This is a genomic window from Leptolyngbya sp. GGD, from assembly GCF_026735145.1.
Classification (GTDB): Bacteria; Cyanobacteriota; Cyanobacteriia; order Leptolyngbyales; family Leptolyngbyaceae; genus Leptolyngbya; species Leptolyngbya boryana.
Genome location: NZ_JAPQKE010000013.1, coordinates 22673 through 44281, shown reverse-complemented (window position 1 = coordinate 44281; position 21609 = coordinate 22673). Strand labels below are relative to the sequence as shown.

General features: G+C 46.0%; 19 protein-coding genes. 10 read left to right on the top strand and 9 right to left on the bottom strand.

Annotation, left to right across the window (positions count from 1 at the left end; genetic code table 11):
- Positions 1-34 precede the first annotated feature (34 nt).
- On the bottom strand, positions 35-844 hold the full coding sequence (locus OU814_RS30085) for a hypothetical protein (RefSeq protein ID WP_268243137.1): 810 nt from the start codon (positions 842-844) through the stop codon (positions 35-37).
- Positions 845-1072: 228 nt separating this feature from the next.
- Between OU814_RS30085 and OU814_RS30080 the strand changes: the two genes are divergently transcribed.
- The 3 genes from OU814_RS30080 (at position 1073) to OU814_RS30070 (ending at position 5668) form a co-directional block, all read left to right on the top strand.
- Positions 1073-2587, top strand: a complete 1515-nt coding sequence (locus OU814_RS30080) for a UbiD family decarboxylase (RefSeq protein ID WP_268243136.1) — start codon at positions 1073-1075, stop codon at positions 2585-2587.
- A gap of 288 nt (positions 2588-2875) precedes the next feature.
- Positions 2876-3277, top strand: a complete 402-nt coding sequence (locus OU814_RS30075) for a YMGG-like glycine zipper-containing protein (RefSeq protein ID WP_017288637.1) — start codon at positions 2876-2878, stop codon at positions 3275-3277.
- A gap of 165 nt (positions 3278-3442) precedes the next feature.
- Positions 3443-5668, top strand: a complete 2226-nt coding sequence (locus OU814_RS30070; protein WP_268243135.1) for a PhoX family protein — start codon at positions 3443-3445, stop codon at positions 5666-5668.
- A 78-nt stretch (positions 5669-5746) separates the two neighbouring features.
- Here the strand turns inward: OU814_RS30070 and OU814_RS30065 are convergent, their stop codons facing one another.
- Positions 5747-6265 (bottom strand): hypothetical protein, encoded by a 519-nt coding sequence (locus OU814_RS30065; RefSeq protein ID WP_268243134.1) that lies wholly within the window; start codon positions 6263-6265, stop codon positions 5747-5749.
- A gap of 185 nt (positions 6266-6450) precedes the next feature.
- Here OU814_RS30065 and OU814_RS30060 point away from each other — a divergent pair, with 185 nt between their 5' ends.
- On the top strand, positions 6451-8313 hold the full coding sequence (locus OU814_RS30060) for a tetratricopeptide repeat protein (protein WP_268243133.1): 1863 nt from the start codon (positions 6451-6453) through the stop codon (positions 8311-8313).
- Between the two features lie 31 nt (positions 8314-8344).
- Here the strand turns inward: OU814_RS30060 and OU814_RS30055 are convergent, their stop codons facing one another.
- Positions 8345-8983 carry a TetR/AcrR family transcriptional regulator gene (locus tag OU814_RS30055; protein ID WP_268243132.1) on the bottom strand — a complete coding sequence of 213 codons (639 nt, stop codon included), beginning with the start codon at positions 8981-8983 and terminating at the stop codon, positions 8345-8347.
- An 84-nt stretch (positions 8984-9067) separates the two neighbouring features.
- Between OU814_RS30055 and OU814_RS30050 the strand changes: the two genes are divergently transcribed.
- The 4 genes from OU814_RS30050 to OU814_RS30035 all read left to right on the top strand — a co-directional run bounded on the left by OU814_RS30050 (position 9068) and on the right by OU814_RS30035 (position 14595).
- On the top strand, positions 9068-10363 hold the full coding sequence (locus OU814_RS30050) for an HlyD family secretion protein (RefSeq protein WP_268243131.1): 1296 nt from the start codon (positions 9068-9070) through the stop codon (positions 10361-10363).
- A 4-nt stretch (positions 10364-10367) separates the two neighbouring features.
- Complete coding sequence (locus OU814_RS30045; RefSeq protein WP_268243130.1) at positions 10368-12299, top strand: ATP-binding cassette domain-containing protein; 1932 nt, start codon at positions 10368-10370, stop codon at positions 12297-12299.
- The gene (locus OU814_RS30040) at positions 12296-13402 is read left to right on the top strand and encodes an ABC transporter permease (protein WP_268243129.1); all 1107 of its coding nucleotides are present in this window, start codon (positions 12296-12298) and stop codon (positions 13400-13402) included. The genes OU814_RS30045 and OU814_RS30040 overlap by 4 nt, the downstream gene beginning before the upstream one ends.
- A 71-nt stretch (positions 13403-13473) precedes the next feature.
- Complete coding sequence (locus OU814_RS30035) at positions 13474-14595, top strand: ABC transporter permease (protein ID WP_190651934.1); 1122 nt, start codon at positions 13474-13476, stop codon at positions 14593-14595.
- Here OU814_RS30035 and OU814_RS30030 read toward each other — a convergent pair.
- The gene (locus OU814_RS30030; protein ID WP_268243128.1) at positions 14592-15599 is read right to left on the bottom strand and encodes a tRNA-dihydrouridine synthase family protein; all 1008 of its coding nucleotides are present in this window, start codon (positions 15597-15599) and stop codon (positions 14592-14594) included. The genes OU814_RS30035 and OU814_RS30030 overlap by 4 nt on opposite strands.
- A gap of 128 nt (positions 15600-15727) precedes the next feature.
- On the opposite strand from OU814_RS30030, the gene OU814_RS30025 reads away from it, so the two are divergent.
- Positions 15728-16405 carry a hypothetical protein gene (locus tag OU814_RS30025; protein ID WP_268243127.1) on the top strand — a complete coding sequence of 226 codons (678 nt, stop codon included), beginning with the start codon at positions 15728-15730 and terminating at the stop codon, positions 16403-16405.
- Between the two features lie 70 nt (positions 16406-16475).
- Here OU814_RS30025 and OU814_RS30020 read toward each other — a convergent pair whose 3' ends face one another.
- The 4 genes from OU814_RS30020 to OU814_RS30005 all read right to left on the bottom strand — a co-directional run bounded on the left by OU814_RS30020 (position 16476) and on the right by OU814_RS30005 (position 19963).
- Positions 16476-17606 (bottom strand): hypothetical protein, encoded by a 1131-nt coding sequence (locus OU814_RS30020; protein WP_268243126.1) that lies wholly within the window; start codon positions 17604-17606, stop codon positions 16476-16478.
- Between the two features lie 17 nt (positions 17607-17623).
- On the bottom strand, positions 17624-18004 hold the full coding sequence (locus OU814_RS30015) for an IS1595 family transposase (RefSeq protein ID WP_268243125.1): 381 nt from the start codon (positions 18002-18004) through the stop codon (positions 17624-17626).
- Between the two features lie 435 nt (positions 18005-18439).
- Positions 18440-19060: an HAD-IB family phosphatase gene (locus tag OU814_RS30010; protein WP_268243180.1), complete on the bottom strand. Its 621-nt coding sequence runs from the start codon at positions 19058-19060 to the stop codon at positions 18440-18442.
- Between the two features lie 18 nt (positions 19061-19078).
- Positions 19079-19963, bottom strand: coding sequence for a tetratricopeptide repeat protein (locus tag OU814_RS30005; protein ID WP_268243124.1), 885 nt, complete (start codon positions 19961-19963; stop codon positions 19079-19081).
- A 298-nt stretch (positions 19964-20261) separates the two neighbouring features.
- Between OU814_RS30005 and OU814_RS30000 the strand changes: the two genes are divergently transcribed.
- A complete protein-coding gene (locus tag OU814_RS30000; RefSeq protein ID WP_017288649.1) occupies positions 20262-21014 on the top strand; it encodes a phycobilisome rod-core linker polypeptide in 753 nt (250 codons plus the stop codon).
- Between the two features lie 108 nt (positions 21015-21122).
- Here the strand turns inward: OU814_RS30000 and OU814_RS29995 are convergent, their stop codons facing one another.
- Positions 21123-21542, bottom strand: coding sequence for a helix-turn-helix domain-containing protein (locus OU814_RS29995; RefSeq protein ID WP_017288650.1), 420 nt, complete (start codon positions 21540-21542; stop codon positions 21123-21125).
- Between the last annotated feature and the right edge of the window lie 67 nt (positions 21543-21609).

Genomic DNA, 21609 nt, shown 5'->3' with positions numbered 1-21609 from the left:
TTGGCAGCAAAGTTGTGATTTCTTCTACTTCAGGTTAAATCGGTTTTTTGCCGTTCAGGGCTGGAGTCCGGTTGATGGCGAGGGGTCGATCGAGATGTTTCGCCTGATATTGTCCTACGACATATTGATCGACGTGTTGGAAAATGACGATCGGGGCAGTGACGCGACACGTAAAAAACTCGATCGCAGCTCGACCTTCTGAAACTCGGACTTTGGGTGAAAAATCTTTCGGGGGTTCAGTTCGCCACTGCCAATTTGCAGAATCTGGGAGCGCATCGATCAAACGATGATGAACCCAATCTGCAACCTTTCCCATTTTCCCCAGTTCTCGCAGTTCGCGGCGTAAGAGTGAGGCAATGACAAACGATCGTGGGGAATGATCGCCGTCGATCGCTTCCATGAGATCTGTCAATGCGCCTTCAGGTTGAGGGGGATTGTCACGTCCGCTAGCTGTGAGTAATGCTTTTTCCAGATGAGAAGTGGTACTACAGGACTCAGGTAGTGCCCAAGTTACGCCTGTCCCGTCTTCCCCTAGACGAAAGAGATAAGTCACTAAACGAAAATCGGGCTTGAGTTTGATGCTTGGAAGTGTCACGAGGACGGCACCAGGGTTTGTGGCGCTAATAAACCATCGCCCTTGATTATTCGGCATTTGCAGCGTTTCATCGAGTGAACTGCCGAAGTGAAATAAGCTGCCTAACTCCTCTAAGGAATCGGGTTTTGGAGGTTCATCCATGTTGTTGTAGAGATTGGGATGATTCTCAGATTCGGGTACAACCAAAGCAGATCTCAAATGTTGTCGAATTTTTTGGAGGACTTCGAGTGGAACTCTTTGGGTAGACATGGGTGAAAAGGGGCAGGAGAAGACTTCTATCGTTTCTATAAAGTGCCCCGAAGTCAGCTAGAAGTTTGTACGAGGAAATCGAGGAATCAGGGTGAGGAGATCGAGAAATCAGTAGTCAAGAAATCAGCGATCGTTCACGCATTGCGGTACGAGGGAGTACAGTCTCATTTCTCCCCCGTTCTTCATAACCCTTCATAATAGAAGGAGCTTTTTCACGATGTCGAAACTATGCCGAGAGACTTGCGAGGATTTATCAAACAGATCGAAGAGCGCGGACAATTGCGTCGAATTAAGACGCTGGTTGATCCGAATCTAGAAATCGCTGAGATTGCAAATCGGATGTTGCAACACGGCGGACCGGGATTGCTGTTTGAGAATGTGAAAGGGTCAAACTATCCGGTTGCTGTCAATTTGATGGGAACTGTCGAGCGGGTTTGCTGGGCGATGAATATGGAGTCGCCGCTTGAATTGGAAACGTTGGGGAAAAAGTTAGCGCTGTTGTATCAGCCGCGCCCACCGAAGAAATTTTCTCAGGCGATCGAGCTTGGGAAAGTTCTATATGATGTTGTTCAAGCCAAACCTGCACGCGACTTTTTCCCTCCTTGTCAGCAGATTGTGCTGAAAGAAGGTGAGTTTGATTTTAATCAAATGCCGTTTTTGCGCGTGTATCCAGGTGATGCAGGCAAAGTTGTCACGCTGGGGTTGATGATTACGAAAGATCCTGAAACGAAAATTCCGAATGTTGGAGTTTATCGCTTACAGGTGCAATCGCAGAATACGATGACGGTGCAATGGCTTTCGGTGCGTGGCGCGACTCGACATTTAAGAAAAGCAGCAGAGCGCGGTGAGAAATTAGAAGTTGCGATCGCGCTCGGGGTTGATCCTCTAATTATTCTGGCGGCGGCAACTCCTTTACCTATCGATCTTTCCGAATGGCTGTTTGCCGGAATTTATGGGGGAACGGGCGTACATTTAGCAAAATGCAAAACCGTTGATCTAGAAGTGCCAGCAGATTCAGAATTTGTGTTTGAAGGAACGATTACACCCGGAGAGACCGGTGTAGACGGGCCTGCGGGTGATCACATGGGGTATTACGGCGGGGTGAATGAGAAAGCGCCCTTGCTCAGATTCAACTGCGTGACGCATCGGAAAGATCCAATTTATTTGACAACCTTTAGTGGTCGTCCACCGAAGGAAGATGCCATGATGGCGCTCGCGTTGAACCGTATCTATACTCCGATTCTGCGTCAGCAAGTCCCAGAGATCATTGATTTCTTCTTGCCGATGGAAGCGTTGAGCTATAAAGCGGCGGTTTTATCGATCGATAAAGCTTATCCAGGTCAAGCGAGACGTGCAGCCTTGGCATTTTGGAGTGCGTTGCCGCAGTTTACTTATACTAAGTTTGTGATTGTGGTCGATAAGGACATCAACATTCGCGATCCGAGAGCCGTAGTCTGGGCGATTACGTCTAAAGTCGATCCGGCGCGGGATGTGTTTATCTTGCCTGAGAATCCATTTGATTCATTGGACTTTGCGACGGAGAAACCAGGTTTGGGCAGTCGGATGGGAATTGATGCGACGACGAAGATTTTCCCAGAAACAGATCGACCCTGGGCAGACCCGCTGAAGTCTGATCCGGATGTCGCTGCAATGGTCGATCGACGTTGGGCGGAATATGGGCTTGCCGATTTGGAATTGGGTGAGGTTGATCCGAATCTGTTTGGCTACCAAATCGAGCAGTAAGCAGAACAGCAGATCAGATTCGATTTCAGTTCGTTCATGACATTGAACCTTCTATGCCAAATGGCAGGGAGGAGTATCAGAACTGCGATCGCGCTCTTGATTACGAAATTAGAGAGATGTGTGGATTAAGGCATAGCCTAAACAGAGCATTCTGCCGTAATTATGCACTCAGGCAGAGGTAATTGATCTCTAGCTAAAGAGATAGGTGATTGCACCAGTTGCTGCCTAGACTGAGAAACTAAGCGAGCGAATGACTTGCTAAATTTGTTGAGATATGGAGGTTTAGCGATGACTTTGACATTCAAGCGGGCGATTACTCCTGGAGTTCTTGCTGCGAGTTTAGTCAGTGCAACTCTGCTGCCGATCAAACCTGCTGCCGCCGATCAAAACATCTGGCGGGACATTGGAATTGGGGCAGGAGTTGGAGCGGCATCTAGCGCAATCACGCGACATAAGGTCGTTCCGAATATTATCAACGGAGCTGCAGCCGGAGCAGCGGTCAATCAATCGCGAGATTTAACCACGAAGAAAGGTCAGCGTCCTGACTTTCTCAGAGATGCTGCTGTGGGTGCAGGAACGGGTGCAGCAGTTGGCTCCGTGACAAATCGCCGTCATGCAGTGCGGAATACTGCGAATGGAGCTGCAGTAGGAGCGGTGATTAATATTCTGACTCCGAAGCCCCGCCGTTAGGAATGGGAGGGGGGATATAGCACTCTTTAGAGAAATGCTATATCCCCCATTCCCCTATTAATTCAGAGAACATTTTCGGTGCGATCGACAACCTGAGTTTTACTCTGCCTTAACCTCAATCTGGTAGATTCCTCCTGATGCGAGTCATGATTGGAGTTCTACCTGATGAAACGCCGGAATTTGTTGCTTTTTCTGAGTGCAGCGGCGGGAACTGCTGCGATCGCGAGTCTTGCAAAGAATCATCAGAAGTTTTCAATCCCTTTTCAGTCTTCTGGCTCGGCAACTATCAGCTTCAAATCGGTTCAAGGTCCAATGCCGCTTTTGACAGATGCAATTGCCTCAGATCAGAGCATTTCGGCATTGGCTCAGTACGAAATTCAAGACGATCTGGTCTTACCTGAAGGCTTTACCTATGATGTGATTGGAGCCTGGGGCGATAAGATTGGAGACTCACGGTTTGGGTATAACAATGACTATCTTTCATTTGTTGAAACGGCTGCAAATGAAGGCTATCTCACCATTAATTTTGAATATATTAGTGCAATTCCTTGGTTGCAGAGCTACTCGAAAGTCCTGGGTAAAAAGCTGCCTGTCGAAGCGGCTCAGACAGAATTGAAAAAGAACGGCGATCGCGGATTGAATGCGTTTGCCTTGGTTGAGAAGAATCCGCTCAAGACTCAGATCGCAACCATCTGCAAAGAAGCCTTGATTGATCAAGGAATGGGTGTGATTTCGATTCGCAAAAATGCAGAAGGCAAGTGGGAACGGACTTTTTCGCCCAACGATCGACGAATTACCGGAATTTCTGGTCTAGAAGATGGACGCTATCTCAAATGCACAGGAGCCGCAAAAGCCGTCTTTGAGAAGAAATCGGGTAAAGGGTATTTGGACAAATTAGGCGATCGTATAATTGGAACGTTTGCAAACTGTGCAGGAGGGACAACGCCTTGGGGAACTGTCCTCAGCGCAGAAGAGAATATTCAAACCCAAGTTCCTGATCCAGTATATGCAGATGGCACTTCTTTTCCGCCCGATCGCGTGACGTTCAGAATCGACGATGAAGAAGTGTCTGGGCAGGGAAACGTCTTTGGGCTAGCAGGTAATAAGTACGGCTGGATTGTTGAAGTAGATCCTGCGAATCCCAAAGATTTCGGCACAAAGCACACTTGGTTAGGGCGTTATCGACATGAAGCAGTTGGAGTCAGAGCGGAAGCTGGTAAGCCGCTAGCATTTTATTCAGGCTGCGATCGACGAGGTGGACATATTTATAAATTTGTCAGCCGTGAGCAGGTTACTGATCCGAAAGATAAAGCAAATTCTCGGTTACTAGCTGACGGAATGCTTTATGCTGCAAAGTTCAATGAGAATGGCACAGGAGAATGGATTGCGCTCAAAGCAGATACCCCTGTGAATCCTGACGATCCAAGTACGATCGTGGGTGGAATGATCAATCTCCCCAATCGTCCGGCAGGCGGCTTCGCGCCATTTCGCAAGCAAGCAGAGATTGTGAAATACAAACAAAAATTCAAAACCTTGGGCGATCTCTATGAAGGCAATCCCACCGAAAAACAAGGTGCGATTTTGATTGATGCTCACTATGCTGCGAATGCTTGTGGTGCAACCTGTACAGCCCGCCCTGAAGATACAGAAATTGCACCCGATGGTTCACTCTACATTGCGTTTACTTCTGGCTCACCCGATAGTCGCGATGGTGGTCCTGATCAGCGCATTTTCAAAGGGTCGAATGGCGAAGTGCCTTATGAGCATGGATTTGTGATGCACTTAACTGAGGAAGGTAATGATCCGGCTGCAATGACATTTCAGTGGAAAATGCTAGCCCTCGGAGGTGAACCAACCGCAGGTGGTGCGGGCTTCTCGAATCCGGATAATTTAATGATTGACCCTGATGGGCATGTTTGGATTGTGACGGATATGTCGTCTGACAAGCTCAATAAAGCAGTGCCAAAACGGGTTGGTAAAAACGGAGTTCCAATCAGCCAGTCGAATTTGCGCGGATTGTTTGGCAATAATAGTCTGTGGTTTGTTCCAACTTCGGGCGAGAATGCTGGCGAGGCGTATTTGTTTGCGATGGCTCCGATGGAGGCAGAACTTACAGGACCATTTATGAGTCGCGATCGCCAATCTCTCTTTTTGGCAGTTCAGCATCCTGGCGAATTTAAAGGGATTCGCCAGGGGATGAAATCTGAGGCTCGGCAATTTGCGATGAAAACACCGGATGGGAAAGATTTTACCCAAATCCGTCAAGTGCCGCTTGGATCTAATTTTCCGAGTAAAAAAGCGGATGCGCCACCTCGTCCTTGTGTCGTGGTGGTGTCGAGAGATGCAGGAAAAGCGATCGCAGGTTACGCTACAGATACAACGATCGTCTAAGACACGCGATACGGTTCGACTTCGCTTCACTTATGGCAACAGAGCCAAAGCAGAGTGAGCAAAGTCGAACCTTGAGTTTTAGAATCGCAGACCGACTCCACCTTGCAGGGTTGCGGCTGCGCCCCCATTCTTATAGCCATCAAACGCGATCACCGCATTGCCAAATACGACAACGTTGCTATTCGGCAGTGCATAATCAATCCCTGGCTGAATCGCAAAACTGGTGCGATTTCCCAACACCGTCTCTCCGCCGAGCGGAATCGAAGCCCCTGCTCCGATATAAATATCAGTCTGCCAATTCAGTGGGTAATCGTAAGAAACGGTGGGTACGATCGCGGTTCCACTGCCAATAAACGCTTGGGTTCGCAATGATACGGGTGCTCTCAGAAACTTGTAGCGTCCAGCTATCACTGCCGAAACGCGGCTCCCATCTCCATCTCCGCTCGACAATCCGACCGCTGGTCCAACACCGATATAGCTGCCGTATGCGGCTTGAGCGGAAGCAGGCGCTTGAATCGCACAAATTCCGATGAGCGCTGCTCCGCAAACAGTGAGCTTTTTATCGAATCGTCCAAACAAACCTGTTAAAAATTCCATTGCTCGACTCCTCATGACCAGGAACAGCGACGCACCAAAATGCGATCGAATTATTTTTCATCATACCGAAGAATGCCCGATTCTCAAGCCCTACGCACTTAGTTTTGATCGGAACTTTGATCAGAAATAAAAGACTTTGGCGGAAACTTTTAGAATAGGGAAAGCTCCATTTATTCTGATTCGTTATGTCTGATTCTGCACTGGGCGATCGCTATTCTAATTTGATTGAACAAATTATTCAGCAAACGCTGAAGGGGAATATTCGATCCAAAGAACAGGTTTATCAAATGCTGGTGCAAGAGATTGAACCGGATAGCGGTGAAGTGTTTGATGCCAAATTTCGCGATCGCATGGTGCAGACTCAAACCACAGCGAATGATAAAAGTGATGAGTTAACACAGGCGAAAGCGATGCGAGCGATGCGGGCATTGCAGACGATTGAAGGAGAATGGAAACGCTGGCAATCGGATAATCAAAATAGAAGTGCGATCGCAACTTCTGTGCGGCAACTTAATCAGGCAGATAAACGCGATCGCATTCTGATTTTTCTGACGTTAAGCGATCCAAATCATCCTGAAAGCCTCAATTCTGATCAACTCAAGCAAGTTGCGCTGACTCTCAAGCAGCAACCGATTTCTGATGCAGAAACTCAGCAAGAACTCTCGCAACTTAGTGATGGAATTCTGCGAGGATTCAAATCTTGGGAGGTTTTGCAGCCTCATTTAATTAGCTGGATTTATAACCCGGAGCAATTAGGATTTGGAGGAACATCGAGAGGAGTCAGACCCTGGGAATTGTGGGCAGGGCAAGCGATCGGGAATTTGCCAAAGTCGTTTTTTGCGGCTCTTGATCAAGAACAATCCGCAGGAGAATGGGCAGAATCGCAGACTGAAGTTGCATTATCAGATTGGATTGAATTTCTGATCGTTGTGCAAACGTTACAACGAGGATTAGTCAGTTGGGCGGAAAATCAAAGCTATAGTTCCAAAGCAGGAACGTCAATGTCGGTTTCGATTTTTCTCACATTTGCGTTGATTTGGTCGGAGCTAGCAGGAGGATTTTCTCGATCGACGGGTTTGAATTCGATCAATCGCGAACGTTTTTCAGAAGCCTCGTTTCGAGTCACGTTGCAGATTCTCCGAGTTTTTGCCCAACGGAAATACTTCCCCTTATATGGAACGATTTATACGTCTTTTACTGGAACTTACTTCCGCGAGGCAATGAACTATCTGAGTGAGCCTTTGAAGCGAGTGAAAGGAACCCAGGAAAAGGCGCGAATTCTGACGCTGATTGGATCGACACAGCGCATCATTGGCGCATTAGAGGTTGCAAAAGAGCTACATACACAGGCAAAGGAGATTGCTCAAGACGCGGGTGACAGGCGTTGTGAGATTGCGAATTTCAATCATTTAAGCCGCATTAGTATCATCGAGAAGAACTATGCAGAAGCAATTAGTACCAGTCAAAGAGCTTTAATTCTCAGTCGGCAATCGGGCGATCGTATGGGGGAAGCAAATGCGCTTGCTAACTTGGGCTATGCTGAGGTCTTTCAAGCTCAATTACTCGAATCTGATCCGGATGCGTATGAATTAGCGATCGGCTATTTAGAACAAGGCTTAGCTTTGTCTGAAAAACTCGGAGATTTGCAGAGCCAAGCTTTATGTGCCATTAGCTTAGGCAGTGCTTACGTGACGTTGAATGACGCTGAACAAGCTTTGAAGTACCTCGAACAAGGCAGCTATGCGGCAGGAGAGTCAGGAGATCGCTATTTACATGCGCTCTGTTTAGCATATGTGGGCGAGGTGTTTTATCAGCGTCAAGATGCAGAAAAAGCAATTTTGGCTTCGGCAATGGCGATGTACAAACTTGAACAGATGGGTTCAACGGATTGGCGCACCTCGGCTGGATTGCTCACGATTCTGCAAGGACAATTAGGCGATCGCTTCGAGCAGATTTTGCAAAGTCAGCGATCGAGTTTGATCGCAGAAATTGGAGTCGATGGATTTGACTATTTGAGAGAATTACTCGATCGATATCGCCAAGCTTAAGAGTTCACCGTGAACTCAAGGTTTTTCATCATCAATGCTTTTCTATCGGCGTAGATTCAATCTTGCGCTCATCAGAGTTGCTTAAAATCAAATGAACTAATTGATCTACGACTCGATCGCGGGAGAGTTGCATCAATTCTTCTCCATAAAGCATTTTTTGCAAGATCACCCAAGAGACCATTGAGCCGAAGAAGATCTGAGCGATCGCTTCTGGGTCATGCAACTTGAGTTCTTTGCGCGATCGCAAATATTCACACAGCATTGATTTTCCACGCTGCACAACTGCTTGTGTATAGAGTCGTGCTAATTCTGGAAATCGCTCTGATTCGCCAATCACAATTCTCAGGAGCGGAATATAGTTGCCGCGATCGACCACATCATTGAAGAAAATTTCTGCCAATCGTCGGAGTAATTGTTCAGGCTCAACCTTTTGATGATCTAGCTCAAATAGAGTGGTAAAGCGAATAATCGTCGCTTGCTCGATCAGTGAGCGAAACAATCCCTCTTTGTCTTGGAAGTAACTATAAATTGTTTGTTTAGAAACGCCTGCCTCTGCTGCAACACGATCCATACTCGTTCCAGCATAGCCGGATGTGAGAAAGACGGTCATTGCACCTTTGAGAATTTGCTCTCGTTTAACCACTTGACGCTCCGGGGAAAGTTTCGGCATTTGGTGAACTTTTCCAAAGAAAACATTGTTTAATCATACTAGACCGTCTAGTATGATTTGTATTCTGCAACCAGACTTCACAATATGGCTCACACTCTTCCACAGCCTGCAGATCATGTTCCAGATGCGCCGTCTCAGAAGCCATCTCAGAAATCGAAGCGAGTCTTGATCATTCCTGCGGTTTTCGCGATCGTCGGAATTGGATTTGCCACTTGGCACTTTTTGCCAAAGCCAGAAGCCGCGACCTTACCGCTTAGCGGACGCATCGAAGCCGATGAAACCGATATCGGTGCGAAAACAGCCGGGCGAATTAGTGCAATCAATTTCCGCGAAGGAGATGAGGTGCAGAAAGGTCAAGTCGTCGCGCAATTGATCGATGAGGAAGTGAATGAGCAATTGCGGGCAGCAGAAGCACAGGTCGCAGCAGCACGGCAAGAAGAACAGCAGGCGCGATTAGAGATTACAGTCGCAGAGAGTCGGATTCAAGAAGCACAGTTGAATGTGCAACAATCGCAAGGGGATTCGCGGGGACGAATTGATCAAGCGACTTCTAATGTCTCGGCAGCAAAGGCACAGTTAGCACAGTCAGAAGCTCAAGTAAAGCAGGCAGAAGCTCAAGTCAAAGAAGCACGATCGCGAGCCAAGCTAGCAGCATCCGATCGCGATCGCTATGCGCGGTTAGTGACTCAAGGCGCTGTGAATCGTCAGCAGTTTGATCAAGCTCAAATGAATTTTGAGACGGCTCAGGCAGGCGTAGAAACGGCGATCGCCACTTTACAAGCGCGAGAAGAAGCGGTGAATGCAGCGCGAGATCAGTTGAATGCGGCGCAGGGTGGATTAACCCAGACTGAAACGACCGAATTGAATCCGGAGATTCGCGGCGCACAACTGGCTGGATTACAACAGCAACGACAGCAAGCCCAAGCAAAACTCGCTGCCGCACAGGCAAAAGTGAAAAATGCGTTAGCCAATCAGCAACAGATTCAGAAACGCTTAGATTCTTTCGTTGTGAAAAGTCCGATTCGTGGTGTGGTTACGGCTCGACCTGTTGAACCTGGAGCAGTGGTGGCAACGGGCAAGACATTGTTGACGGTGGTTGATTTGAACACAGTGTACTTACGAGGATATATCCCTGGAAGTAGCATTGGCAAAATTCGCGTAGGTCAGCGCGCTCAGGTGTTTTTAGATTCTGCTCCGAAAAAGCCGCTGAGTGCGAGAGTCGCTGCGATCGATCCAAAAGCTTCGTTTACGCCAGAAAATATCTACTTTCGCGACGATCGAGTTAAACAAGTTTTTGGAGTAAAAATTGCGATCGACGATCCAGCCGGATTTGCCAAGCCTGGAATGCCTGCGGACGGGGAAATTTTACTCAAGGAGTAGAGCTATGACTGCGATCGTATCTGCTCCTCTTTCTCAGCGCGTTGCTGATCCGATTGTTCAAGTGCAGCACTTGCAGAAACAATATGGTCAGGTGACGGCAGTTCGCGGGATTGATTTTAGTGTTGCTGCGGGTGAATTGTTTGGCTTGATTGGTCCGGATGGAGCCGGGAAAACGACGACCTTTCACATCCTAGGAGGGGTGATGGAAGCAACTGGTGGCAATGTTCAAGTTTTGGGACGATTGCCGAGAGATGCGCGATTGCAGATCGGCTATCTCACTCAGCAGTTTTCGCTGTATTTAGATCTCAGCATTGATGAAAATCTGCGCTACATGGCTGGATTGCGAGAAGTTCCAGATCATCTTTTTCAACAGCGGCGAGAGAAGTATCTGCGATTGATGAGCTTAGATCAATTTAGCGATCGCTTAGCTGGACAACTCTCAGGCGGAATGAAGCAAAAACTCGCGCTCTGTTCTGCTTTAATTTCTCAGCCTCAAGTACTTTTGCTCGATGAACCGACAACGGGTGTCGATCCCGTATCGCGTCGTGAATTCTGGGATGTGCTTGCTACTTTAGCAGCCGAAGGAGTGACGATCATCGTCGCAACACCTTATTTAGATGAAGCAGAACGCTGCAATCGAGTTGCATTGATGTATGACGGAATGATTCAGCACATTGGCACTCCGGCTGAATTGAGACAAAGTTTAGGCTTGCATCGACTGGAAGTGCATACCCCGCAGCTTGCAGTCGCCGAACAGATGTTGAGCGATCATCGCGAGATTGCAGATGTGCAAACTTTTGGCGATCGCTTAGATGTGTTAGTCGTCGATGAAAAAGTGGGAGAGCAAGCCATTCGAGAGCAATTTCGCGATCGACAGCTAGAACTCTCCTCACTCCAGATTACAGAACCCACGTTAGAAAATGTTTTCGTCACTCAACTGCGGCAGCAAGGTTTAGCTCCGAAGATTTTAGAATTTCCGCGTGCTCGATCGGGTCGGAAATCTCCAGAAGAGATTGCAATCTATGCGCACAATCTCAATCGAGTCTTCGGCACATTCCAAGCCGTTAAGAATGCGAATGTTGAAGTTCGCTACGGTGAGATTTTCGGATTACTTGGTGCGAATGGAGCTGGAAAAACCACCACGATCAAGATGCTGTGTGGATTGCTGCCGTCTAGCTCAGGTGAGATTGCCCTTGGTGGAGAACGGGGAAATCTTCGCAGTCGCGATTTGAGAAAGCGTATTGGCTATATGAGCCAGAAATTTACGCTATATGATGATTTGTCGATCGTTCAAAATCTAGAGTTTTACAGTGGTGTGTATGGCGTGCCTCGTCAACACAGACGCGAGAAGATCGACTGGGTACTTGCAACCTGCGGACTCGAAGGACAGGAAGATATGGTCACGGGACAATTGCCGGGGGGATGGAAGCAACGGGTTGCTTTTGGCGCATCTGTGATGCATGAGCCTGATATTTTATTCTTGGATGAGCCGACATCTGGTGTTGATCCGCTCGCAAGACGGCAATTCTGGCGATTGATCAATGATTTTGCCCGAAATGGTGCTGCGATCTTGGTTACTACTCACTATCTGGAAGAAGCAGAACAATGCAATCGAATGAGCTTTATGGTGGCAGGTGAAACGGTACTAGAAGGCTCACCGAGTCAGATTAAAGCAGCGCAGCCTGGACAACTGATCGAAGTCGTTGTTCCTCACGCTCAAATTGCTTCCAACTTACTCAAGCAACAGATGGAAAGTTGGCGTGTTTCAATTTTTGCCGATCGCTTACATGTGGTGATTGATCATCCCGAAGAGATTGAAGAGCTGCGATCGCGGCTCATCGCTGCAAATTTATCTCCTATTTCCCTACTTCCCATTCCCTACTCCCTCGAAGATGCCTTTATCGGGGTTGTCCAGCGCGCTCAGGCAAAGCTATGAAACGTATTCTCACTCAAGCTCAAAAAGAACTGGCTCAATTTAGACGCGATCGCTTAACTCTAGCACTGGCGTTTATTTTGCCATTGATGACCTTATTCATTTTTGGATTTGCAATTCGATTGGAGGCAAAGAATATTGCGTTGATTGTGCAGGACTTCGATCGCACTCATCTCAGTCAAACTTATACAGAAAGGCTGTATGTGACGAATCAATTTGTTCCGGTGCAATGGAGCGGGCTTGATCCATTACGAGATGGCATCGAACGCGGGATTGCTCAAGCTGCTGTGATCATTCCGCCTAAGTTTAGTGCAGATGTGGAAGCAGGTCGATCAACAAATGTGCAAGTGCTGATTGATGGAACTGATGTGAACAATGCGCGGGTGATCAAGAATAGTCTTCAAGCCTTCACAAATGCGTTTATTCAGGATGAAGGTTTACTACGATCGTCTCCTAAATTAGTCGCAAAAATTCGATTGTGGTTTAATCCTGGGCGGCAAGAATCTCTGTATATTGTTCCTGGAGTGTTTGGGGTGATTTTGGCAGTTTATCCGAGTTTACTTGCAGCGCTAGCAATGGCGAGAGAGAAAGAGCAAGGGACGATTCTACAAACTTACGCCTCTAATATTAGTGCGGCTGAATTACTTTTAGGAAAATGTTTGGCTTATTTTCTAATTGCGATCGGACAAGCGATCGTGGTGATAGGAATTGGAGCAGCGATTTGGCAGTTGAGGTTTGTCGGCGATCCGACTCCGTTTCTGTTTGGAGGAGCATTGTTTCTGCTAGCAAGCGTGATGTTTGGATTGTTGATTGGAGTGAGAACTGGAAATCGATCGGTTGCTGTGCAAGCGGTCGCAACGGCTGGATTTTTACTTGCGCTGTTGTTATCCGGCTTTATCTATCCACTCAGCAACATTCCATTTCCGTTATCGCTAGTTTCGAGTGTCGTTCCAGCGCGATATTTTATTGAACTATCGCGAGATGCGTTTGTTCGAGGAGCAGGATGGCCGGGAGTTTGGACGGCTCCGCTGTGTTTAGCCGCGATCGCGTTTGTCTTGTTCAATATTGCTCGTCGAATCCTAGGTCGAATGCAGCTACCCGGATAGCCTGCAGTTGAAGAACAAAAGAATGCTCCTATTCCCCCACTCCCCCATTCCAATTTATTGGAGATCAACCCATGCCTATCCTTCGTCATTTCCTAGCCAGTCGATTTTTTGTCCTAGCACTCAAGGAAATTCGGCAGATTCTCCGCAACAAACAATTGATCTTTTTGCTCGTCTTTCCGCCAACAGTCCAGCTTTTGATTTTCGGATTTGCTCTGAGTCCGAATGTGCAGCATCTGAAGCTTGGAGTCGTAGACTATGCGAACACGACGCTGAGTCGAGAATTGACGGCAACAATGACGGTCAATCGGGTCTTTGACGTTAAATCGAGTCCGATCGATGAGCGCACATTAGGTCAGCAAGTTCAAAAAGGCGAGATTACAGCGGGATTAGTCATTCCAAGCGATTTTAATCGATCGCTCAAAGGCGATCGACCTGCGGAAGTGCAAGTTCTCATTGATGCAGTAGATGCGAATACAGCAGGGATTGCTAGTGGCTATGCGTCTCAGATTATTCGACAATTTGGGCGGCAATTTTCTCCTGATACGGTTCCTCCAATTCAAACCGAAGCTGCAATCCTCTACAATCCGGGATTAGTTTCAAGCTGGTTTATCGTTCCAGGTGTGATTGGGCTGGTGCTTAATCTGGGTAGCTCTTTAGTCTCAACATCAGCGGTCGTGCGAGAGAAAGATACGGGGACTTTAGAGCAGCTACTTATGACTCCTGCGGCAGATTGGGAGATTATCTTAGCGAAAGTTGTACCTTTGTTCTTTTTACTATTAGGTGAAGTGATGTTGGCACTTTCGGTAGCTTACTTTATCTTTCATGTACCGTTTCGCGGGAATTTGTTGTTGTTTCTATTTTTTTCTGGGCTGTATGCTTGTGTTGGAATTGGAATAGGCTTTTTACTAGCAACGATTTCGCGATCGCAACAGCAAGCAATTTTGACTTCGTTTTTTATCAATCTTCCGTTGATTCAGCTTTCAGGAGCGATTGCCCCAGTAGAAAGTATGCCAAAGTTTTTTCAAATCCTGTCGCTTGCGAATCCACTGCGACATTACATTAAAATCGCGCGAGGCGTTTTACTAAAAGGCAATGGATTAGATGTGCTGTATCCAGAGGCGATCGTGCTGTTTGTATTTGCGATCGCGTTTCTGTTGATTAGTACAAATCGATTTCGCAGTCAGTTGAATTAGACTCCTGAATAAGGCGTTGATGCGAAAGTTTTCGTCTGATCGGTTAGTAAAACGCGATCGCATAAATGAAACAATTCCGTCTCAGTTTGAGTCTGGCGCATCGACTTCAAAAAATTCCCTTCAGCATCAATACTCAGCGCAACATAGTTCAAAAACATCTTGAGATAGCCAAGTCTTGCACGCTCTGGAACATTTGCTGCTGTTGGAGTTTTCCATAATCGATCGATATACTGACGCACTTCAGCTAAAGGGACAGGAGTAATCTTCTCACCTTGTAACCCTTGTCGAATTTGCTCAAAAATCCAAGGATTACCAATCGCCCAACGCCCAACCATTACGCCTGCTGCACCTGTTTTAGCCAGAACGTCGATCGCAGATTGTGCCGAGTGAACATTGCCATTTGCTAGCACAGGACAATTCACCCATCGAACCGCTTCAGCAATCAAATCGTATTTCACAGTCCCGTGATACATATCTTTAACAGTTCGACCATGCAAGCTGAGGAGATCAACGTTGTGGCGATTGATCAAGTCTAAAATTTTGTAGAAATTATCTGTATTGTCAAACCCGACGCGCATCTTGACGGTAAACGGTCGATCGGTCACGGTTTGTCGGAGTGCGCCTAAAATTTGATCGACTTTTTCAGGTTCTCGCAGCAATCCGCCACCCACATTCTTTTTGTAGATTCTGGGTGCTGGACAGCCCATATTCAAATCGATTCCAGCACATTCATAGCGACACAGTTCTTTTGCAGTTCTGACTAAATCTGGAATGCTTTCCCCAATCATCTGAGCAAAAACAGGGCGACCTGTATCATTCTCAGTAATCGCTTCGAGAATGGTGCGATCGAGTCTCGATGTATCATTCACCCGAAAATACTCAGTGAAGAAATAATCCGGGCTACCGTACTGAGCGATAACTTTCATAAACCAGAGATTCGTCACATCCTGCATCGGTGCAAGAGCAGTGAGCGGTAAATCTGGATGCGACGATTGAGGGAGCATAGAGAAAAGCGCGATCACGCTCGTTATATTTGCGACCATTTGGTCATCACTGTAACAAAGAACGCTACTTCTTCGAGAGAACAAGAACAAACTTTCTATATCAGAATTTTACATCCTGAATAATACATATGAACTATAATATTGGTATAGTTAGCGGTACAGCTTTGCTGTGCCAAGGCAAATATCTTATGTACAAGCGATTGTTGATCGATTCACTAATCCAGCACTTTACTCAGATAGAAATTTCAACGGAGACACAATTGAGCGAGCTTTTAGAGAGGTTAGAAAGTCAGAAAGTCAGACTTCCGAAAGGGGATCATTCAATTGTCGATTGGGGAATTAGCTTCGTACGAAATAAAATTCAGGAAGAGATGAAAATAATGGAGGAACTTTTGACCGAACTTGACTTCAAGTACAAGAACTACAATACGTTTGTACAAGGGAAAGAATTTCCATACATATCAGGGACAAATTTTTGTCCTGAAGTAGATTGGACATCATGGTCTTCTAGTTTATCTACCCAACCTACTCAAACCAAGCTGTATCATTCATTTATAGACCGCTTAAATGTACTTATCGTAGATGCAGTAAGGGTTGAAGTTGGCGGACGGAATGGGATGCTTGTTCTTGAAGAATATGTACCTTATCTAAAGCAGTACTTAAGTACGTTTTCTGCTTCAGTACCCGGTTTAAACAAACACATTTTCAAATATTGTGCAGATCACTTTCAAAAACTTAGCGCCGAACCTAAAGTAGAGCACTCCAGTTATTATCGCAAATTAGCTAGTGCGCTAATTTCTGATTGAACAATGATCTGTGCTTCCAGTGCTAAGGATTCAGTTTCTTCCTGGCTATGCAGCTCACTCTTGCAATGTGTCATTCCTTCATGGGAGGTAGTTCTCCAGGAGTAATGCGAGTCTGCTCAGTCCGAGTTTCGTACGCACTTCTTTCCATCTCCTCTAATAGGTTTCTGGATAAAAATTTTCCCAAATCTCTAATTAAAGAATCAATTTTATGCTGCTCGGATTTTTCCAGACCCTCTTTAGCTTTGGTCAGGGTGGTAGCTAGTAAGTTTATCTGGGCTTGAAAAAGATTTAATGTATATTGTGTTTCGTTTTCTAGATCTTGCTCTCCATCTCGCTCTAGTTTTACTAAATCTCCACCAAGCCCCCTGACTTTAAGTTCTAGAATTTTGTGATTAGCAACTCTCAGAATTGCTAGGCCTTCTTCAGAAATAGTCCTGATATTAAGTAGTGCCTTATTTGATCGATTAGATAATTCCCCGACAACTCGCAATGTCTCTATTGTTGGTGCTCCTTCAGCATCTTCAAGCTCAGCAACTAAATGATTTAATTTAATATTAATTAGCTCGTATTCTAGTAGATGTATATGCGATGTGATTTCTACCAAACGATGGGACAAATCTCTTTGATTCGCCCTGATTGATCTTGGTACTATGTAGTCTGTTAACTCTTTCTCAAGATCTTGCCTGATTCTGTCTCGTTCCTGTTGCTTTAATACCTCTGTAAGAATGTCTTTGACTGCGAAAGCTGCGAATATGGATGCTATTGCAAATATTACAGGAAAAGCAACTTGCCCAAACAAATCTCCTTTTGCTTGATTAATTTCATCTTTTGCCACTTTCTCTGACTGCTCTCTTGCTTGTTTACTAATCTCTTCGCTAATGTAAGTTCGCCCTAGAGGAGAGGTTTTATCAAGTTGGAGAATTGCTTTTTGATCAGCTAATATCTTGGTTCGCGCCTGTGTGACTTGCTTTCTAGCTTCTTCTCGTATTTGCTGTTTAACTTCTTCACTCAATTTAGTCTTCATGTCCTCCTCTACGGGTTTTCCCCTCAAATTCATTAATGTATTGATGAGAGTAGGATTGAAAAGAAACCAACTGGTTACCATAAGAATAAAAAAGACAAGAGTTGAGACAATCACAGGCATGGAAACTTTGATTGCCTTTTTCCTGGCTGCTGCTTTGGAATTGTGCTCTGATGACATCTCCGATACACCTCAACTTAACTTTTTGATGATATGAACTGAACAATTTTTCCCAAAATCTCTGATTGCTCTGGAGAGACATTCAGAACTCGATCGACAATAAGCGATGCAGTTGCTCGATTGACTTGAATTTCTTTGGCAAGTTTGCGAATACTGATATCGCGGTTTAGCTTATAAAGTAATAAAATCGCGCTAAACCATTTGCGTAAATCTAGATGAGTTTTGTGAAATAGAGTTCCAACTGTCACACTATACGAAGTAAAACAGCTATTGCAACGGTAGCGATGTTCTTTCTTATACTTTGTCGCCTTAGTTGAACCGCAATATGGGCAAATTGGCGTTCCATTCCAGCGGATTTCTTCTAGATAAGCAAGACAGTCTTCATGAGTTTCAAACATGAGGACGATACTCCTGCGATGGGGGCAATGGGGACAGTTGCCCAAACCACACGAAGAAGTGCAATCAGGAGATCGTCTACAAACTACATGAAGCCCTCAGATCTCTCGTAAACCAGCTTTGAAGTGTGTACTACTCTTCTCGAAATATGCTAAACAGCAGCACGATTAATACTAGATTTCTTCATGCCTAGTACCTGATGATTAGACTGAATTCTCAGTAGTACATTGTGTAAAGCTGTGAATATAACTTCAGTTTTTAGCGTATGGACTCAGCCAAAATCCCTCTAAGCTATCAGCGACGTGTACACATCAATCTATAGCTACTTCGTTTCAGTTGGCTTTAGGATCTGAAGCTTTTAATGAAACACGAAGAGATTTACACATAATGATAGTGGCTTAAATAGTACTGAAGAACTTTGATAGTGTCCTCTTGGCTTACTTCAGCCAGTCTGAGAGATGATCCCGCACGTCAAAGAAGTCCTCCCAAATGAGAAAGGATTTCCCTTTCTCTTCCAAATACTGGGTCAGCGGCGGACGTGCAAACACAAGAGAAGCTGCCATTGCGAGATTCCAATCTGTCACCGAATCTCCGATCGCAATCGTCTCATCTGCCCCATAAGTTGCCATAATTTCAGCTTTTGCAACAATTTCAGTGCCACTCTCATAAAGCGAATTCAATTGCAAGTAAGCATCTGTCGTATCAATATCCATCGCATGAATTGCCACAATGCGATCGAGAAACGGTTCGAGTACAGCCTCCACCATGCCTCGAAATCCACCCGAAATCACGATAAATGGAATCGATTCTTGCTCTAGGAAATCTAGTAACTCAACAAAACCAGGTCGAATCGCTTTTGGGCGCGTGAACTCAATAATATCCGAGTAACTCGAAGAAGGAATCGCTTCCACCATCTGCCGCACACCCTGCCGAAGCGTGACTCGCTTTGAGTAGATTTCAGGCAGCACTTGAGCCGCAGCTTCAGGTGCAAATCGTTTCAACATTGCTACAAATGTTTCTTCGACTGTAATCGTGCCATCGAAATCACAAAAAACCATTCGCTTCACAGACAACCCTCAACCCATCGCAGTTTGCCTTGTCAATTGTAACTGCTGAATGAGAGCGACAGTTTGCTGATACGCGATCGTATGTCCGTGTTGCTCAAACAGAGAAGCTGCATTCTTCAAGTCTGAAAGTGCGCTTGCTGCTCGACCCTTCTGAGCGTGAGCAATTCCTCGCTCTAAATATGCGCTTGCATGATCCGGTTGAAGTGCGATCGCAGTTGTAAAATCGGCGATCGCCGCTACAAAATTCCCTTGCCAGCGATACAGACAGCCGCGATTGTAGTAAGCTCGCTCATCCTGTGTGTTCAAATCAATCGCTTGACTAAAATCTGAGATTGCCTTTGGCATCTGCTGCAATGCAAAATAAGCTAAACCGCGATCGGTATAAATTTCAGCGATCGTGGATTGATCTTCTGGCTGTTGAGCGAGTGCTCGATCGTAATCAATTAAAGCCTGCCAGTACTGTTGCATTGCGACTTTTGCCAATCCGCGATTAAAGTAAGCGCGAACATCAGCATGAGTGCGTAACAGAGTTGTATTATCCGCGATCGCAGCTTGATAATTGCCCATGCGATAGTAAGCCAGTCCACGATTGAGCAGAACTTCGGATTGATTAGGCTGCTGATTCAACGAAGCTGTACAATCCGCGATCGCCTCTGAATAATGGGCTAATTCAAGCTGAGCAAGACAGCGATTCGCATATGCTAACGATTGATTTTGATCAGCATCAATAGCAATGCTAAAGGCACGGACTGCATCTTCAAACTGCCCAGTCTGTAATGCTTCAACGCCTTGATGAAACGAGATCGAGCAAGATAACGCAGGTTGGGGCGTAATCAGCCATATCAAAAATGCCATCAAACCAGCGAACACTTGCAGATAATTCGGTCGGCTCATCAGGCTAGCTCCAGTGATGCGATCGCTTTCATTGTGAAAAGGCTTTTTGATCCCGTCAAACGACACTCCGTAGAATATAAAGTTAGTTAAACAAGAATTGATATCTGTTGAGTAAAATGATCAACTGTGTCGCAAATCTCTCAAATTCAGCCGCGATCGTGTCTAAAATTGCGTTACACCAACTCTGATTAAGATATGTAAACGTTATCAGACTAAATCGAATAATGGCTCGCCTTCACCCTTATGATTATGAATAACTCACGTAAAAATTCGTAAGAATTAAGGGAGATTATTAGGCGTGGCAATTCCTCTTTTAGAATATTCCCCGATTTCACAAAACCAACGGGTCGCTGGATATGAAGTGGGAAGTGATGAGCAGCCCCGGATTTACTCCACTGAAAACTTGCTGTCCCCATCCGATATGGACACGCTGATCGAAGTGGCATATCGTCAAATCTTTTTCCATGCGTTTGCAGCAGACAGAGAGCGTTTCTTAGAATCGCAACTTCGCAGTGGACAAATCACCGTGCGCGACTTCATTCGCGGACTCGTACTTTCTGATACCTACAAGCGTAGCTTCTACGATCTCAACAGCAACTATCGCTTTGTGGAACAGACCGTTCAACGGGTGCTAGGACGTGATGTCTATGGCGAACGTGAAAAAATCTCATGGTCGATCGTGGTTGCAACCCGAGGAATTGTTGGGTTTATCGATGATCTGCTCAACAGTGCAGAGTATCTAGAAGCGTTCGGATACGACACGGTTCCCTACCAACGCCGTCGCATCTTGCCGAGCCAAACTGCTGGAGAACTTCCGTTCAACATCAAATCACCCCGCTACGATGATTACTATCGTGGCAAGCTTGGCTTCCCGCAAATCATGTGGCAGTCTACGGTTCGCAGTTTTGTGCCTCAAGACAAGCAAGCCAAAGCAGGCAGCCCAGCAGCCTTCTTGGATATGGCACGCAGTATCAGCCCAAGAGTTAATCCGCCGCAACTGATCTCTGCACTCAACATTGATATTGAGAAGTCAGTTCCTTATCGTCGATAAGTGCTGAAAGTTTGATCGATCAGTTCCGAATTAAGTCGATCGTTGAAAACCTGAAAGTAAGAGATTTTAGATTCTCTTGCCTTCAGGTTTTTCTATTGGCAAAAACGCTCAAGCTCGATCAGCGTTCTCTTCTAAAAACCCTAGCTCTAGTAACGCTTTTCGGATCTTCGCTTTAGAGGGCAACACCTTTGGTGCAGTCAACTCTAGTTCACGAGCCGTGTCAAATAGCTCCCGAATTAAGCGATCGAGCGAATCTTCCTCAGCCGTTTCAGGAAGCTGTTCGATTCGCCCTTCGTAAGCCAACGTGTAAAGCTCTAAATGGTTCTTGCCAATCACTCTTGCAAGCTTTCTCAACGTTTCAGGGGTCGGACAAGTCCCTTTAAAGCAAGCACCCCTCAAACGAGGTTGAGGCACACCGGATAGCTCTGCCAAGCGATTCATACTGATTTGATTTTCTTCCAGATATCGGAGAATAAACTGCCCCAACGGAGAGCAATCTTCAGCTTTAATCTGCAACCGGGCTGGCATGACTCAAGATTCAGAAAGAGTAAGTATCTCCAGAATAATTGGCAAGGTGCAGCTTAAACAGAGATGA